At 38.6% G+C, this 17,305-nt stretch carries 14 protein-coding genes; 10 read left to right on the forward strand and 4 right to left on the reverse strand.

Annotation, left to right across the window (positions count from 1 at the left end):
- Positions 1-75: 75 nt before the first annotated feature.
- Together AB5935_RS05445 and AB5935_RS05450 are read right to left on the reverse strand one after the other, a co-directional pair.
- Positions 76-2,298: a GH92 family glycosyl hydrolase gene (locus AB5935_RS05445; protein ID WP_007848853.1), complete on the reverse strand. Its 2,223-nt coding sequence runs from the start codon at positions 2,296-2,298 to the stop codon at positions 76-78.
- Positions 2,299-2,391: 93 nt separating this feature from the next.
- Positions 2,392-3,087, reverse strand: a complete 696-nt coding sequence (locus AB5935_RS05450) for a hypothetical protein (RefSeq protein WP_007832870.1) — start codon at positions 3,085-3,087, stop codon at positions 2,392-2,394.
- 472 nt (positions 3,088-3,559) lie between these two features.
- Here AB5935_RS05450 and AB5935_RS05455 point away from each other — a divergent pair, with 472 nt between their 5' ends.
- From AB5935_RS05455 to AB5935_RS05480, 6 genes are all read left to right on the forward strand, one after another.
- Positions 3,560-3,868: an ATP-dependent Clp protease adaptor ClpS gene (locus tag AB5935_RS05455; protein WP_008654537.1), complete on the forward strand. Its 309-nt coding sequence runs from the start codon at positions 3,560-3,562 to the stop codon at positions 3,866-3,868.
- Positions 3,869-3,885: 17 nt separating this feature from the next.
- Complete coding sequence (locus AB5935_RS05460; protein ID WP_008672787.1) at positions 3,886-6,123, forward strand: AAA family ATPase; 2,238 nt, start codon at positions 3,886-3,888, stop codon at positions 6,121-6,123.
- Between the two features lie 87 nt (positions 6,124-6,210).
- Entirely contained in the window at positions 6,211-6,864 is a 654-nt protein-coding gene (gene aat / locus AB5935_RS05465) for a leucyl/phenylalanyl-tRNA--protein transferase (RefSeq protein WP_007832864.1), read from the forward strand.
- A gap of 142 nt (positions 6,865-7,006) precedes the next feature.
- Entirely contained in the window at positions 7,007-7,843 is an 837-nt protein-coding gene (locus tag AB5935_RS05470; protein ID WP_007832862.1) for a hypothetical protein, read from the forward strand.
- 215 nt (positions 7,844-8,058) lie between these two features.
- Positions 8,059-9,351, forward strand: coding sequence for an MATE family efflux transporter (locus tag AB5935_RS05475; protein WP_008654535.1), 1,293 nt, complete (start codon positions 8,059-8,061; stop codon positions 9,349-9,351).
- Positions 9,352-9,465: 114 nt separating this feature from the next.
- A complete protein-coding gene (locus AB5935_RS05480; protein ID WP_007832859.1) occupies positions 9,466-10,050 on the forward strand; it encodes a hypothetical protein in 585 nt (194 codons plus the stop codon).
- An 18-nt stretch (positions 10,051-10,068) separates the two neighbouring features.
- Here AB5935_RS05480 and AB5935_RS05485 read toward each other — a convergent pair whose 3' ends face one another.
- Complete coding sequence (locus AB5935_RS05485) at positions 10,069-10,839, reverse strand: LuxR C-terminal-related transcriptional regulator (RefSeq protein ID WP_007841100.1); 771 nt, start codon at positions 10,837-10,839, stop codon at positions 10,069-10,071.
- A 50-nt stretch (positions 10,840-10,889) separates the two neighbouring features.
- Entirely contained in the window at positions 10,890-12,497 is a 1,608-nt protein-coding gene (locus AB5935_RS05490) for an alpha-galactosidase D (RefSeq protein WP_007832857.1), read from the reverse strand.
- 543 nt (positions 12,498-13,040) lie between these two features.
- Between AB5935_RS05490 and AB5935_RS05495 the strand changes: the two genes are divergently transcribed.
- The 4 genes from AB5935_RS05495 (at position 13,041) to AB5935_RS05510 (ending at position 16,897) form a co-directional block, all read left to right on the forward strand.
- Complete coding sequence (locus AB5935_RS05495; RefSeq protein ID WP_038611701.1) at positions 13,041-14,282, forward strand: site-specific integrase; 1,242 nt, start codon at positions 13,041-13,043, stop codon at positions 14,280-14,282.
- A complete protein-coding gene (locus AB5935_RS05500; RefSeq protein ID WP_007848860.1) occupies positions 14,275-14,511 on the forward strand; it encodes a helix-turn-helix domain-containing protein in 237 nt (78 codons plus the stop codon). The genes AB5935_RS05495 and AB5935_RS05500 overlap by 8 nt, the downstream gene beginning before the upstream one ends.
- A 677-nt stretch (positions 14,512-15,188) precedes the next feature.
- Positions 15,189-15,917: a hypothetical protein gene (locus AB5935_RS05505; protein WP_038611704.1), complete on the forward strand. Its 729-nt coding sequence runs from the start codon at positions 15,189-15,191 to the stop codon at positions 15,915-15,917.
- A gap of 71 nt (positions 15,918-15,988) precedes the next feature.
- Positions 15,989-16,897, forward strand: a complete 909-nt coding sequence (locus AB5935_RS05510) for a hypothetical protein (RefSeq protein WP_038611707.1) — start codon at positions 15,989-15,991, stop codon at positions 16,895-16,897.
- Positions 16,898-17,305 lie beyond the last annotated feature (408 nt).

Raw genomic sequence — 17,305 nt, forward strand, 5'->3', positions numbered from 1 at the left:
CTACAGCAAAACGATAACAACAAATATCACTTTTAACTCACCTCTTGTACAATTCTTAATAAGTTGAACCAATTATTATCTATACCAAATATTTCCCGGTTCCGGACCCATTTCAAATTCTACAGTAGCACCGTCCATTATTTGCCGGTGTGTGATATAGCTCTTATCGTATGGTTGCCCATTTACTTTCACCGACTGGATATAGATATTTTCACGACTTACTCCAGGGGCCAGTACTGTGAACGTTTTTCCATTATCCAAATGCATCTGTATTTCGGAGAACAACGGCGTACCAATCTCATATTCACCACTTACCGGATTGACAGGATAAAATCCCATAGCACTGAATACATACCAAGCAGACATCTGTCCACAATCCTCATTACCACACAGTCCGGCAGGTGCATTGAAATAAAGGTCATGCATGACCTGCGCCGCATACTTCTGAGTTTTCCAAGGCTGACGTACCTTATTATATAGATAAATCACATGATGGCTAGGCTCATTACCATGAGCATACTGACCAATCATACCTGTACTGAAAAGAGGCAAATCTGCATTACTAGCCGGGATATAAGTAAACATACTATCCAACTTTTCTGTAAAACGATCCTTACCACCAGTCAAGGCAATTAACCCCTTAATATCCTGCTGTACAGACCAAAAGTACTGCCAACCGTTACTTTCACAAATATGGGCAGTGTAGTCATCCGGGCTGAAATTAGGTTGGAATATTCCTTTATCATCTATCGGCTGCATGAAGCTTGATGCCGGATTGAACACATTGCGATAATTCTGAGAACGCTTGTAGAATTCGTCCGCTAATTGAGTCCTCCCCATCTTCCGGGCCATTTCGGCTATGCAATAATCATCAAAAGCATATTCTAATGTCTTGGAAAGCGACCAATTTTCCGCATTATATTCATCCTTTATATTATAAGGTATATATCCTAACTTTTTATACAAACCAATGCCACGATAATTATCCAAATTAGCAGTAGTCACACAAGCCTCCAATGCCTTCTCAGCATCAAAATCACCAATACCTTTCAAATAAGCATCAACAATAACAGGCACAGCATGGTAGCCAATCATCATATCAGTTTCACTTCCCCAAAAGTTCCATACCGGCAAACGTCCGTTCTGTTCATAAAAAGCAATGAATGATTTCACCATATCATTGACACGTTGAGGTTCCGTATAAGTAAATAACGGATGTGCGGCACGATAAGTATCCCACAATGAAAAGGTTCCATAATTCACCCAACCATCCGTCTGATGAATTTTCTTATCGGGACCATAATAAGACCCGTCCACATCACTGTAAATAGTCGGGGCAATCATAGTATGATACAATGCTGTATAGAAATTGACCTTATCGTCCTTGTTGTCACCTGTTATTTCTATTTTTCCTAGCTGGCGGTTCCAATTATCTTTAGTTTCAGCCAAATATTTATCGAAATCATTGTGAGGTGCCTCAGCCGCCATGTTTTTAGCGGCACCTTCCATGCTCACTCCCGAAAGAGCAGTACTCAGAACAATCTGTTCTCCTTTTTCCGTATCAAAATTAAAGCGGGCGATATAAGCCGTACCTACACGTTTACCTTTCAAAGTAATGGCAGTAGTATCCATCTCTACCGAAGCAAACGGTTTGGAGAAACGAGTACGAAAATACACATGCTGGTCTCTTGCCCATCCTTCAGAAAAACGATATCCCTGAATAGTGCATGAGTCAATTATTTCAATATAAGAATCATTGGTAAAATCCCAATTCATCGCTTTCTTCAGATTCAGAAAGACAGCCGACTCCCCTTCAGGAAACGTATAACGCTGGATGCCGCAACGCTCTGTAGCAGTTAATTCCACATTGATATCATAATCTTTCAGCAACACGCGATAGTAACCTGCTGAAGCCTCTTCATCCGCATGAGAGAATTTGGAATAGATGCCTAAAGGAGCTTCCGCTTCCTGATAAGGCAAAGTAACAGGCATAAAAGAGATATCATACAAGTCTCCGGCTCCCGTCCCCGACAAATGGGTATGACTGAATCCGGCAATCGTACTGTCCGGATAAAAATAGCCGGAAATACGGTCCCATCCGGGCAAGCCGTTATCCGGACTAAGTTGTACCATTCCGAAAGGCGCTTGCGCTCCCGGATAAGTATTGCCGGTAAAATCGGTTCCGATAAACGGATTCACCAATTGGGTATAATCGGTTGACGGCTGGGTTTGTTTATTGGACACACAGGCTCCAAATGCCACTAAAGAAATGAATAGCGCGAGAACAGGTGTTTTCATACTTAAGAGGTTTTTCATTATTACTTTGTTACAAAAATACACATTATAATAATACGAACAACCTTATTATGAAAAACACTTAGCTTTAATTCATTATTTTTTCGTATTTAAATAGTAAAGAAGGGATTCTTTCACCTTTTCATCCGAAGTTACAATCAAAAATTCACCGCCTCTTTTATCATACAGAAAGCAATAGGTCTTATAAAGAGCTATACCTGCTATCTCTTCCCAAGGGAATGTCTGTTTCAGTTTCGCCTTGTCATATGTCAACCCTTCCGGAGTTATTTCCACCCAAGTCTGCCCTGCAATACTCCGCTTATAAATTTTATTTAGTCTGACAGGCAGCATAATCAAGATATAGATAAGACACAAGAACCAAATCAGCAGCGGGCTGAACAGGCTTTGCTCTTCGGGAACAATATAGTGCCCTGTACACAATGCAATACAAATATAAATGATAAACAACAAAGAAAAACTGAAATGACGGATGTCCCACAATTTATACAAAGCATACTTTTTCAGGCTGATATTATAATCACAAACCACGACACCTGGTTCCCGTGTCAGTTTGCTTTTCGGTATGCTGAAGATACGCAATATCTGGATTCCCCGCTTCACGCCGTACCCGAATAATAAAACCATCACACCAAGATTTATCAAGATCCACCACCACAATGATTCGTTTGCCAAAGCCGGTTGCCCGACAAGCACCATTGATGCAAAAGTGATACCCGCCACCAATAACAACATACTACAAATTACAGTTAAAATCCATCCTCTTGTTTTCATAATAACCTTTTTACTTTATTCCATGACGGGAAACAAAGATAAAAGATTATGGCTAGATAACAAATAAAGAGCCGTCGAATTATTAATCACAGACCATATTATACATAAAATTGCCTGAAAGCAATCTTATTTGCCATTCCTTCACACCTCGAATTTAAATTGTTGTTTGGTTAGGAAGTTAGAAGTTTTTTCGTATGTTTATCGCAAATATTAATGAAAAACACATTTCTATCTATGAAAAAGAGTGATATTCTGTTCTTTTTATTTATAATAGCATTGTTTCTGCCCTTTTTTATTAGTGATACCATTTATGAATGATACAAATCTTTCAATGCAATCCATGGTATGGTTATGAGTTTTGTGAAGTTCGCCATTCTAGCTACTTTGGGAGACAAAATTCATCTCTTCCCTACCCTACCTTTCCAATACTTTCCCTACCTTTGTGCCATAAGTACGTATGACAAATACCAATATGGAACAACAACAATCATCTTATAAAGAAAAAGAACGTATAGACCTTCACGAGCCGCGACGCTTCAAAGTTATCATTTTCAATGACGACTTTACTACAATGGAATTTGTTGTAAAGATATTAACTACCGTTTTTTTCAAATCAACGATGGAAGCAGAAGCTTTGATGATGCAGGTACATAAAAGTGAATCGGCCGTAGTAGGCATCTATACGTATGATATCGCCCGGTCAAAAGTACAAAAAGCCACCCGTATGGCTCGTGAAGAGGGATTCCCTCTCCGACTCACGGTTACACCGGAAGAAGAATAAAAAATCAAGAATAAGATATGGATATACCAAATACCGATTCGGTGAACTACGCTTTCGCTTCTGCGCAGAGCCAAGCGATGCAATATCGGCATGAATTTATCACGCCCGAACACTTATTGAGCGCATTGCTGAAACAAGTTCCTTTTCAAAAAGCATTGGCAGAGTGTTTTTGTACCCCGGAAGAACTGTCCCAGTCCATTTCCGAATATCTGTCAAAAGAAGTGGAACGAGTTCCTCAAGAAATAGAATATGAATTGGAAATTTCAGGTCAACTCTCCGAGCTGCTGCAATATGCCTATATGACAATCAGCCATTCAAGCGCAGAAGAAATGGATGTTCCTCATCTGGTACAAGGAATGCTTCAACTGGAAGATTCATGGGCTGGCTATCTGTTAAAAAAAACAGTGGGCGAAGATATGCCGGAATTCCTCAGCACCCTCATTTCAAATTACGAGCACATGAATCAGTTTCAAGAGGAAACTTCCTCTGAGCAAGAGAAAAGCGAGCCTTGGCGTAACTATGTTACCTGCCTCAACGAGGGCCTGCAAGACCGGAATCCGCTTATAGGCAGGGATGTGGAATTGGAACGCACCATTCAGGTTCTCTGCCGCAAAGAAAAGAACAATCCTCTGCACGTGGGCGAACCGGGAGTGGGAAAAACCGCACTGGCCTACGGACTGGCCGCACGTATAGAAGCAGGCAATGTTCCCGAACGTCTCACAGGTTGTCGTATCTACGAGCTGGATTTAGGCAACTTATTGGCCGGTACACAATATCGGGGTGAGTTCGAGAAAAGGCTGAAAGCCATTATGGAAGGAATACGGAAAGAAGGACACGCCATCGTATATATAGATGAAATACATAACCTGATAGGCGCCGGACGGACGGGAGACGGTTCGATGGATGCCTCTAATATGCTCAAGCCTTATCTGGAAGGAGGAGAGATCCGATTTATCGGCTCCACTACTTACGAAGAATTCAACCGCTATTTTTCGCGTAGCAGAGGATTAGTACGGCGTTTCCAACAGATTGACATACAAGAACCGGGAATCGAGGAAACCATCCACATAGTGGAAGGGTTAAAAGAAAAATACGAAACGTTCCACGGAGTGATTTATGAAGAAGGAGTGATAGCGTATGCCGTTACAGCCGCCGCACGGTACATCAGCGACCGTTTCTTGCCCGACAAGGCCATAGACCTGGTAGACGAAGCCGGTGCTTATCGTGAGATCCACCCCACAGATACAGAAAAACAAACGGTGGACAAAGCATTGATAACCGATATACTGGCACGTATCTGTAAAGTGGATGTACTTGCCATGAAGGAAGAAGACAATGCCACATTAGAAACCTTGCATGAACGCATCAGTGCAAAGATATACGGTCAGGAAGAAGCTGTCTGCCAAGTGGTGGAAGCCGTACAAATGGCCAAAGCCGGGCTACTGGACGAAAACAAACCACTGGCAAGCCTTCTCTTCGTCGGCCCCACCGGTGTGGGAAAGACAGAGGTAGCCAAAGTATTGGCTTCCGAACTAGGTATCGCCCTGCAACGCTTTGACATGAGCGAATATACGGAAAAGCATACAGTGGCCAAACTCATCGGCTCACCTGCCGGATATGTAGGTTATGAAGACGGTGGACTGCTGACAGATGCTATCCGCAAAACTCCCAATTGTGTGTTACTGCTTGACGAAATCGAGAAAGCACATCCCGATGTGTTCAATATTCTGCTGCAAGTTATGGACTATGCCGTACTGACGGATAACAAAGGACGAAAAGCGGACTGCCGTCATGTGATACTTATCATGACCTCCAATGCCGGAGCGCAATTCGCACACCAAGCCTCTATAGGTTTCGGCGGACAGGTTGCTGCTGGAGAGGCAATGTTGAAACAAGTTAAGAAAACTTTCAAGCCTGAATTCATCAACCGGTTATCTGCAACAGTTGTTTTCCATGATATGGATTACGGAATGGCTTCCCTCATCCTAAACAAAAAGCTCGGCGAACTGAGAAACAAGCTGTCGGCGCGTCATGTAGAAATGGAACTCAGCCTGGAAGCCTATAAACATCTGCTGAAGCTAGGTTTTACCAAAGAATATGGGGCCAGAGAAATGGACAGGGCAATTGCCTCGCATCTGAAACCACTGCTTATGCGTGAAATTCTATTCGGAACATTAAAAACGGGAGGCAAAGTGGAAGTGACAGTAGAGAACGGACAATTGAGCTTGCAAGTACTCAAAGAGCAACAAGCCTAAATGAAACCGGTAACTCCTCCGTAGGGGCATACATACGAGTCAGTCCCTACAGGAGACAGTATATGAATCACACAAATAAAAAACATTATGGTCTTTCAACTAACTCAAAAACTTGTTTTCCCCGACCCTTACTATGGCGAGCCGGACGGACTATTGGCTGTGGGTGGTGACCTCTCTGTAGACCGCCTCATCCTTGCCTATTCCAATGGCATATTTCCCTGGTATGCTTTCCGTGAAAAACAGATACAATGGTGGTGTCCCCTGAAACGATTTGTGATTTTCCCTAACGAGATTCACATTTCCCACTCCATGCGTACCCTTATGAACAAAGGACGATACGGAGTTAGTTTTAACCAGGCATTTCATGAAGTGATTCAAACTTGCGGTAATCTGCGGATGGAAGAAGCGGGAGCATGGTTGGGAGAGGATATCATGAAAGCCTACACCCGCCTGCATGAACAAGGTTTTGCAGCCAGTGTGGAAGTATGGGAAGAATCTTGCCTGGTCGGCGGGCTCTATGGAGTCACTTTGGGAAAGTGTTTTTTTGGTGAAAGTATGTTTTCTTTGGTTCCTAATGCGTCGAAACTGGCGCTTATCTATCTGGCACAAACATTTCAAGAATTGGGAGGGACCTTGATAGATTGTCAATTTGAGACACCACACTTAAAGTCAATGGGTGGAAGGTATATAGACTATGAGGAGTATATGAGGTATGTGCAGGAACCTTTCGAGTCTCTGTAAATGTCTCTTTTTTACCAATTTTGATTATCAAATCATCAGTCTGAAATAAAATATAGGATATAGAGCTAAGATTATCAAATATATTTGCTAACTTTGTTTTCGACATTACAAACAGAACTATTTACCAAGCCTCAGAAACAATATGAAAAAGAGATTCTACTGTTTGCTACTTACCTTCTTTGCTTTGTCTTGCTCCAAAGAAGAGGCCGATATGGATGGTGACAAAAATAAAGAAACAGAAAATAAAGACATAAAAATTATATTAGAAGCAGAAAAAAGTTCTCAAAACATATTTGCTCCTATTGTGTTCTACCAATCTTTTGATTTTGGTAAAGATGCACCTTGTTTAAGCGAAGTGTATGATTCCATAGTGTGGAAATCATCTCATTCCCCAAATAGTTTTAAAGTATTCAGTCATTCAAATTACGCCAGATATGTGGAAACAACATTCTTCAAATGGGCACATGTTTATTACTCACCCGGCACATACAAGACTTATCTGCTAGGTTACAAAAACAATGAAATAATCTATAGTAGTGATACAATATCCATTGATATCACAAATAAAAAAGATTTCCTAGCTTTCAATTGGAAAGACGTAACCGACTCCAGTTTTATCACAGGCTATGCAAATAATCTAGACGAATATCATCTGAGTACACAGACTCATATCCATCAAGGTATTCCATCTGTTGTGCTGTATGCTAGAAGTGAGAAATATGAAAAAGGGGGATCTATAAAAAGTAAACAGATACTGTATGACTACATAAATTCATTTTTCTCATTACCTAATTATACCGCAACCTCAGACGAATCTTTGAGAAAAGAATTCAGCACTATATTTTCATTTCAAGAAGAGAATGCCATTCCACTAAACATTTGGCTTACCCCCAAAGCTAAAATTGTACTCCTCAGAAAAGATTTCAAGGGACTAGAGAGCGAATACAAAATTTATGCCGAACCAGGAGATTTGATTTAACCTGCAAAACACAATTGTTTAACTAATGAAACATCAACTCTGTATATAGCTACATTCAACAAATAGCACTACCTCCCCAAGCTATTCAGCTATTCTGACGGATCTTAAACAAGATTCGTTACAGAGTTTTATACCCCTATTATCAATTCATACAGATTATGCACCATCCCCAAACCGATAAGTGCATAAGCATGGTGTATACATTAAGTTAAACAATGAATTATACATATAGACAAATATGGCTCATCAACTTTCCCATAATGATGAGCGTTTTAATGGAGCAATTAATCAATATTACCGATGCCGTCTTTCTGGGCCATGTCGGTGAAGTGGAACTTGGCGCATCTGCCTTAGCAGGAATATATTATCTGGTAACTTATATGCTAGGCTTCGGTTTCAGCATAGGGCTGCAAGTCATGATTGCCTGCAGGAATGGAGAACAGAACTATGCCGAGACAGGACGTACCTTCTTTCAAGGACTCTTTTTCCTTTCCGGACTAGCGCTCTCTTTATATTTGTTGATACAGGGCCTTTCTCCCTTCCTTTTGAAACAATTAATTACCTCACCGGAAATCTATCAGGCCATAACGGACTATCTGGACTGGCGCAGTTTCGGACTTTTATTTTCATTTCCCTTTCTGGCACTCCGGGCTTTTTTTGTGGGAATAACAAAGACCAGGACCTTATCTTGGTCTGCAATAGCAGCCGTACTTATCAACATTCCTTTCAATTATCTATTGATATTTACCTTAAAGTTTGGGATAGCAGGATCGGCAATAGCCTCAACGCTGGCAGAAATGGTATCTTTAATCATTCTCCTTATCTATATGTGGAGAAAGATTGATAAAAACAAATATGGACTACAACCGGTAGTTGATGGAAAACTATTGAAAAGACTGTTTTACCTGTCCGTATGGAGCATGCTGCATTCTTTTATCAGCATGGCGCCATGGTTCCTGTTCTTCGTCGCCATCGAACATTTAGGAAAGATGGAACTGGCCGTATCCAACATTACCCGCAGCGTTTCCACCCTCTTTTTTGTGATTGTCAGTTCTTTAGGAACCACCAATAGTTCCTTAGTAAGCAATCTTGTAGGAGCTGGACAACGAAAAGGTGTTTTTCCTATCTGCCACAAAATCATCAAAATGGGATATGCCATCGGTCTTCCACTGGTAGGAATCGCATTGCTTTGTAATTATTGGATTATCAGATTTTACACCAACAATGAAACACTGGTGCAACACACTGTCCCCCCTTTCATCGTTATGCTGTTTAATTATGTATTCGCAGTGCCCGGATATGTTTACATCAGTGCTGTCACTGGAACCGGAAAGACAAAAATTGCCTTTATCTTTCAAATGGTTACCATTATGGTATATCTTCTTTATCTTTACTGGCTGAGCCACTGTATATATGCACCTCTAGCGGTATATATGACAACAGAATATCTGTTTGTCATCATGTTAGGAATACAATCTGTCATTTACTTGAAAAGGAAGCATTACTAAGTTCCTTGCCACACCCTTTCTCCCGATTCATTCCGGCAATAAATAGTTATTTATAACTATCTTCAGTTTGAAAGCTTTTCTCTACTTTTGCAAACTCACCATAAAAGATAGCGTATGAATATTTTCGACATTGCCAAACAGAATCAGGAGAAAGCCTGGCAAGTTATCAAAAACACGAACATCATCCAGATATGGGAAGATGCCGGTGCAAAAATTAATCTGGTAGGTTCACTCAGAACAGGGTTACTGATGAAACATAGGGACATTGATTTCCATATTTATTCATCACCCTTGAACCTAGCGGACAGTTTTCTGGCAATGGCCAGACTAGCAGAGAATCCGTCTATCAAAAGAATAGAATGTGCCAATCTACTGCATACCTCTGAAGCCTGTATTGAATGGCATGCATGGTATCAGAATGAAGAAAACGAACTTTGGCAGATGGATATGATTCACATCCGGGAAGGTTCACGTTATGACGGTTATTTTGAAAAGGTAGCCCAACGCATTTCGGAAATTATGACCGATGAAATACGGGAAACTATTCTAAGGTTAAAATATGAGACACCGGAAACCGAGAAGATTATCGGAGTGGAATATTATCAGGCAGTCCTCCGAGATGGGGTACGGGATTATAGCGGATTTAAGGAATGGAGAAAGCAGCATCCTATTACGGGAGTAGTGGAATGGATGCCTTAACCCGATGAAATCGGGCAATCAGCTTAACAGCCCCGACTCCTGTCCCAGGCGTATCGCCTCCAAAGAGTTGTGTACTCCCAGCTTACGCAACAGATTTTGCCGGTGAATATGGACGGTATGAATACTGATACATAATTTATCGGCAATTTCTTTGCTTAAGAATCCTCGTTGGATGAGGCGTAATATCTCCATTTCACGTCCGGTAAGACTGACAACCGGATTCATTATCACCACACCGGGTGAAAACATTTCTCCATTTCTCAGATTCAGAACAGTACATTCCACCTGTTCTGATTCTTTCTGACCGGGGGCCATACTCATATTCCCTATAATGAGCCATGCTTTTCCGTCATGGCTCTGTTCCAAAACTTGATGCCTGCTTGTTACACGCACATAGTTACCACGAGCATTGAGTATACGAAAACTATATACATTACAATAGTCATTCCGATGTTCCAAAGGCTGGTTATAAATGAACTTCCCCAGCCTGACTTGCAAGTCTTCCAATAGGGAACGATCATGCGGATGAATACGCGACTCCAGATAATCACCCTGTTTTTCCAATGTTTCTATCTTGTGCCTGTCATACCCCAACCAATCGACAAAACCCGTAGAAGCATACGCATAACATCCTTTATATACATCCACCACGAAAGAACAGCCGCCATTGATTCTAGATAACTTCCGGAGCATGGATTTATCCCGTTCCCATACTGCATAATCTATGTTTTTGCAAGACAAATGTTGCTTTGCCCACAATTCCTCACGGGTGACATCTGTTACACTCATATTCTTACTCTTTATCAAAGTAGTACTTCAAGAGGATAGATCTTCTCAGCTTACTCACTTACTTTTTTCAAAGTAAAACAGTCAATATCCGGAGCCCAGCAAAATGAACTTCCCATACGTACCTTATTATACCCTGCTTTCAAATGCACCGGAACAGTAATCGAAGCTATTTTTTGAGTTTCATCCGCCGACAGCGAATCAAGAAGAATCCTTTTTTCATTATTCACACAGACTTCCAGCTTACGGTCTGCTTTAGGCACATAGCGGATAGTCATTTCGTATTTACCGCCTTGCTCACTGTACACCTCTTTCCATTCTGCAAAATTCTCTTTTCGCCCTCCCAGATAGCTTACCTTCATGCCTCCGGATGCTTCATGTAACGGAACATATACGATGCTTTTCGGAGTCTTTCCCAAATCATTGAAACAAGGCAGATAAGCCCATTCCGCTTCATAAACAGTCGGTTCCAACCTCTTTTCGGACTCCATACGTAAAATCAGCACACTATGGGGAGGCAATTCCCGATTCAGAACACCCCCTTTTATCTCCGGTAAATCCTGCTGTTTCATCAGGTCTCGTACCTTAACTTTTCCTCCTAATTCCAAAATATTCATCGGAACTGTAAAGTTACAAATCGTGTCCGAAGGATTGTATAAAGCAACCGCACGTACATTACCACGCTTCCGTTCTATATCTTTCACCAACACATACCCTTCATTTTCATGCTGAACTACGTATGCCTGTAATCCTAAAGGGTCTTGGTTCAAAGCTATCAGTTCTTTATTTTTCAACAGTTTTAATGACGCCTCCGGAATGGTTGTCAGATCACATCCTATCAACAAAGGTGAACTCATGATGCACCACATTCCAAAATGCACCTCTTCCTCTTCAGGCTTTAGCCCCCGGCCTATTTCCAACATATCCATATCATTATAATGACCTTCTCCCGCATAGGCAGACAGATAAAGATTTTTATTGATAATATACTTTACTGATCCCCACTCCGGACGGATATCCGCACTGATTCGCCATGAACGAGCAATGTTTCTAGCCCAAGTACCCGGGAAAGCCCATCGACAGATATTAATAGAAACATGTCCGCAACCCAGATTATCTATAGCCTGACGAATCTCTGTATATCGCTTTTCCTCTTCCAAATTCAATTCCTGACCGGCTCCGCAATAATCAATTTTGATAAAATCAAATCCCCACTCTTTAAAATACAACGTGGCATCCTGAAATTCATGTCCATACAAACCGGAACCTATTCCGTTCATATCTTTATCCCAGATAGAACCACAAGTATTGCTTCCCGCATCCGAATAAATGCCGGCTTTTAATCCTAAAGAATGAATATGATCAGCCACCCCCTTCAATCCGTTCGGAAAACGTTCGGGATGTGTTTGCATCACTCCTCTTTCATCCCGCCATCCAAAAAAACCGTCATCTACATTCACATAGGAATAGCCCACTTCTTTCAACCCTTTCTGCACCATAGCATCCGCTTGTCTTATTATTAAGGTGTCATTGATATGAACCCGATAGGTATTCCATGAGCTCCACCCCATAATAGGAGATTCAAAAACTGTCGTATTTTGGGCGAATATGCCGGAACATAGACCAAAAGCTAAAGTCAAAAACAAATTTCTCATATTCATTAATTCTCATTTTTTACTTAAAGAAATCATCAAGAAGGTATATCTTATGATCCTAATGGTTAACAGGAAAATAAAATCAGTTTTATCATGTAGAGAGCAAAGATAACGAAAAACTCTTACCCCACCATATACTATCCCGGAATTTTTCGGCAGGCAGGATAGCGGCCATCATAATCCGGGAATTAGTTGAACTTTAAATATAAGCCAAACTGACAAATATCTAAAAATACTGATAGGAAAGATATAAAAGAAAGCAGGTAATTACATATGTAATTACCTGCCTAATGCGCTTTTAAGTAAAGTTATGTACTTTCTTTGGTGGTGCCACCAGTTCTAAAACAGATTGCTCTCATTTTCTTTTATTTTTTAACTAAAATAATTTGGTTACTGATTTCCAACTTCTTATCAGACCATTGGTGATTTGGATTTTTCATTTTTATTTCTATTATTCGTAAAAATGGGGAGCAAATGTTTTACCAATGTTTTACCCCTGTAAATTGCAAGCATAAAATGAATGTTGAATCCGATTAAATAATTGTAGAAATGAACGTAGCACGAATTGTAGCAGTAATTAGACGTGAGAAATTATCAAAGTCCACGAATGAAGCCCCTGTATGTTTACGGATTACCAAAGATAGGAGAGTTATGTACAAGACATTATTTCATGTTAGTCCGGAGTTTTGGGATGATAAAAATAGATGTATAAAGAAACAACATCCGAATGCAGAGATATTAAATACTACTATAAACCAAAAGAAAGCTGAATTAGAAAAAGAAACTTTGTTTCTAACATTAGCGGACAGTTCCATTAGTATGGCAACAATCAGAAACAAAATTAATAATAGAACTTCGTTTGATTTATTTGAGTATGCCAACAAGTATATTGAACAATTATACAAGGATGGGAAGCACGCTACATATAAAAAGTATAAATCTGTAGTTAAGAAACTACGTTTTTATGTGGGGAATGGTTCTTTACCTATAAAATCTATATCATTGGATTTTATCAAAGGGTATGAAAATTATCTGATGAATCACATAGGTAATAATAGAAATACCACTACTGTTAATCTGAAAGCACTTGCAAAATTGGTAGGGGATATTTATCGAAATTATGATATGGATGAAACGGGAAATCCATTCCGTAAAATGAGATTTAAACGTGAACAAACAGACAGGACGTTTTTAGAAATAGAGGAAATACATAAAATCCAACATCTTAGATTGAGAGTTAGAAATCCGTTATATGATGCAAGAGAAGTTTTCTTGTTTGAATGCTATACGGGAATTAGAATCTCGGACATATTAACTTTGAAGTGGAAGCATATCACTGATGAAAAAATATCAATCCGTATGCGTAAGACTGAAAAGTTGTTGACTATTCCAATAAATGATTATGTTAGGTCTGTCTTGGATAGAAGACGTTGTGCGGTAGAGAATAATGGAGGAAAAATAACATCTGAAAAATATGTCTTTAATATATTAAAAGTGGATGTGGATGAAGTGTCAGCACAAGATGCTTTGAACGCTATCAGTTCAGCTACGGCGGTTATCAATAAACAATTAAAGAAGATTGCAGAACAAGCTAATATTGATAAGAACTTGTCCACTCACTGTGCCAGGCATTCATATGCGACTGCGTTACTAACCAATAATATACCATTACCAGTAATAAAAGAAATGCTTGGACATAGTGATATAAAAGTTACTCAGATTTACGCAAAGGTTGTGGACAGCAAACGAAATGAAGTTGTAGAATGTTTAAATAAAGTATATCATGGATAATTCAAATTTATTTTTAGACTCCAAAGCTGTTGCTGCCATTTTAATGGTAAGCAAACGCACATTACAAAATTACCGCTCCGAAGGTAAATTAGTATTTTATAAAATTAGTCCTAAGACGATTCGATATCGTGTGGAAGATGTGGTTGATTTTTTAAAACAAAGCAATTGCTGTTCCTATCAGAAAGATAGAGTTAACGCGCTCATAGAGAAATACACGGTAAAATTATAATTCAAATTAAAGTAATAAATAATGGAGATGACAAAATTGCCATTTCCATTATTTTTTTAGATAATTAAAATGGAAACATTATTCAACCTTATTTTTGAATTTTCAGAATACGCAAAAAATAAAAATAACGAGTAAACTATAAAAGCCTTTTACTATAATACGTAAAATGCTGTATCATAGTCATATAAAGAAAATGAGGGAATCAGGTTAGTATATCTAACCGATAGAAAATGTGGTAAAAATACGGTTGTGTAAAAATGAAAAGCCTCAACCACATGGCTAGCCTAGCGGCATAAGTAAGAGGAAAGCATTTGGACGTAAGCCAAGCTATTAGCCCCCCCCTTAAATGACAACAGATAAGAGAATAGACAAGGGTGGTTTGTTTAAATTCGGGCATGAAAATGAAAATTGAGATATTTTTTATTTTTATGCTGGTAACTGATTTACTTTTTATACCTTTGCAAAAATCCCTAATAAATAATAAGAAACAGACAATAATTAATAACATACATATTGATTAAAAGCATTAGCTTTTATTCTTGCTTCTAAAAATCGCCAAAATTGAAGCTGTCAAGAGTAAAGTGTTAGTGCCCATGCTTATGCGTGGGCTTTACTCATTTGACAGCACGGTGTTTGGCGATACCATAGAAGCAAATGTAGTTTAGCCCACGTTTTTTATGGAAGAAAAAATACCAAACACAGAGGAAATCATACGTATAGAAAGAACAGGGAATTTTCGATTTAAGCAAGTCGTTTCTGACTTTCTGATAGAGGTTATTCGTGATAGTATAATATCTGCAAAAAAATATATTGAGATAACAAATTACACGACTTTCTGTTTCGGAGAGTTACAAATGCACTCTATAATAATACCGGCATTAGCTAAAAATACTGATTGCTTTATTCTTGAATACCCTATTGAGCGGAAAGTTGGAAAAGAAAATCATTGGGGACGAGTGGATTATTACTGCCGATGCAATGCAAGAAAGAAAAATGAATATCATTTGTTTTTAGAACTTAAAAGCAACAAGCAATCTTTACCGTTCTGCAAATATCGAACCGATAGCCTTTCTTTTTGGAATGCTGCATATAAACAAATTTGTGGAATAGAAAGAGAGATAAAACTAAACAAGAATTTCTATAAAAAACCGATTGTTCGTGTTTGTATGGAAACAATAGCTCTTTATGCCCACAAAACAAAAGATGTTGCGTCATTAGTGGATGATGTAGTTGAAATAGCTAATAATGATTTTGGTTGCAGTAAAGCAAAACCCAATTTGATTGTTTTATGGAAATGCAGTAAGGGAATAACCGAAATAGCAGAAGATGAGTGGCATGAAGGGCGTAAAATGTATGGTATTATATTTGTATGCCATATAATGGAACCGTATTTTCCTCCATTTTAAAACAGCATAATATGTTTATTGTAAACTTGTTTTTTGTATCTTTACTTCCATTAATATAGATAATCGTAGTAATGATAGATAGAATAACAATCTATATAGATGATGTAAAGTTTGAAGATGTAGAAAAACGACTTGGTTTAACGCCATCAAAGGTTGCTGAGGATGAAAGCTTTATATATTCTTCACTTATAAGCAACTTAAGGTTTACTTATAAAGGCAACCGTTTAACCATAACAGGTTCTTTGCACAAATATGCGAAAGGAAATAATTATTCTTTGTTTACTTATGAAGAAGCTAAAGCTGTATTGTTGAAATTGTCTGATATAACGAACATACCTTTGGAATACTTTATCGTTACCAGTATAGAATTAGGTGTCAATTTTCAAATGGATAAAGATGTATCACGTTATCTTAATACAATACATAGCTATAAATCAAATAGGTTTATTCCTATGACACCATTAAAAGGAACGAGTCAATTGAGAGGATGTAGGTGTAGCTTCTCGGAATATTCCATAAAGTTCTATGATAAGACTTTTGAAGCTATCAAGAGCTCCCGTATCCCTATAGCAGAGCGTGATAAAGTTCCTGTGAATTTATTGCGGTATGAAATTAAATTATCACGTAAGCAATTAAAGAACAAGGGATTCACCAATGTGACAGGCAGTAACCTATTAAGTCCTTTGCATTATATACGTTTCAAACGTTTAATGAAAAAGATATTTGATAAAATTGTTTTTGATGATATTGAAGTGGATTATACAGGCTATTTGGAAAATGATATAAAAAGATATATATTTGCCAAGTCTGACAGGTATGATTATTATCTGCAATGTCTAAAAAATTATTTCGGTGTTGCTGAATATCGCAAGGAAAAGCGCAGAACAAATGAACTGCTTAAAAGAATGGATTCACTCCCCAAAGGAGAATTAACAGCTGAAATAAAATCAAAATTTGAAATAGCAATGTCTAAAATATAATGGAAAACGTAAATTTTCCATGCTCCAATATGCAGGAATAGTATTTATAATATTAGCAATATAATTAAAATAATAATTGAAGCTGTATGCTAGATAAATTAAGACTGATATTATATTTAATTTTAATATTCATAGGACTAATAGCTCTTCTTTACATTGCACCTATATTTTTAATAGTATCTATAATAATTTTGTGGATGGGGATAAAGGATTTAGAGAAGAGGGAAAATAAAAAAATTGTGATATTTTAAAAGCCCTACTTCTTAAACAACAAAGAGAGAATTGAAAGTTGCACCCTTAAATATGAGAATGAACTAACAACTGTTGATATATACTCTGAGGAAAATAATCAAATAGAAATAGTGTGAATGGTAATTTAGCCGTATCAAACATTCGTAAACTGGAATG

This window comes from Phocaeicola sp. RTP21198st1_B8_RTP21198_201120 (genome assembly GCF_040929485.1).
Lineage (GTDB): Bacteria > Bacteroidota > Bacteroidia > Bacteroidales > Bacteroidaceae > Phocaeicola > Phocaeicola dorei.

Bases quoted from the DNA above. Each gene is read 5' to 3' on its own strand.
- AB5935_RS05510 (WP_038611707.1), top strand. From the start codon at position 15,989: ATGATAGATAGAATAACAATCTATATAGATGATGTAAAGTTTGAAGAT.
- AB5935_RS05475 (WP_008654535.1), top strand. From the start codon at position 8,059: ATGAATTATACATATAGACAAATATGGCTCATCAACTTTCCCATAATG.
- AB5935_RS05455 (WP_008654537.1), top strand. From the start codon at position 3,560: ATGGAACAACAACAATCATCTTATAAAGAAAAAGAACGTATAGACCTT.
- AB5935_RS05490 (WP_007832857.1), bottom strand. From the start codon at position 12,497: ATGAATATGAGAAATTTGTTTTTGACTTTAGCTTTTGGTCTATGTTCC.
- AB5935_RS05505 (WP_038611704.1), top strand. From the start codon at position 15,189: ATGGAAGAAAAAATACCAAACACAGAGGAAATCATACGTATAGAAAGA.
- AB5935_RS05450 (WP_007832870.1), bottom strand. From the start codon at position 3,087: ATGAAAACAAGAGGATGGATTTTAACTGTAATTTGTAGTATGTTGTTA.
- AB5935_RS05495 (WP_038611701.1), top strand. From the start codon at position 13,041: ATGAACGTAGCACGAATTGTAGCAGTAATTAGACGTGAGAAATTATCA.
- AB5935_RS05445 (WP_007848853.1), bottom strand. From the start codon at position 2,298: ATGAAAACACCTGTTCTCGCGCTATTCATTTCTTTAGTGGCATTTGGA.
- AB5935_RS05460 (WP_008672787.1), top strand. From the start codon at position 3,886: ATGGATATACCAAATACCGATTCGGTGAACTACGCTTTCGCTTCTGCG.
- AB5935_RS05500 (WP_007848860.1), top strand. From the start codon at position 14,275: ATGGATAATTCAAATTTATTTTTAGACTCCAAAGCTGTTGCTGCCATT.
- AB5935_RS05480 (WP_007832859.1), top strand. From the start codon at position 9,466: ATGAATATTTTCGACATTGCCAAACAGAATCAGGAGAAAGCCTGGCAA.
- AB5935_RS05485 (WP_007841100.1), bottom strand. From the start codon at position 10,839: ATGAGTGTAACAGATGTCACCCGTGAGGAATTGTGGGCAAAGCAACAT.
- aat (WP_007832864.1), top strand. From the start codon at position 6,211: ATGGTCTTTCAACTAACTCAAAAACTTGTTTTCCCCGACCCTTACTAT.
- AB5935_RS05470 (WP_007832862.1), top strand. From the start codon at position 7,007: ATGAAAAAGAGATTCTACTGTTTGCTACTTACCTTCTTTGCTTTGTCT.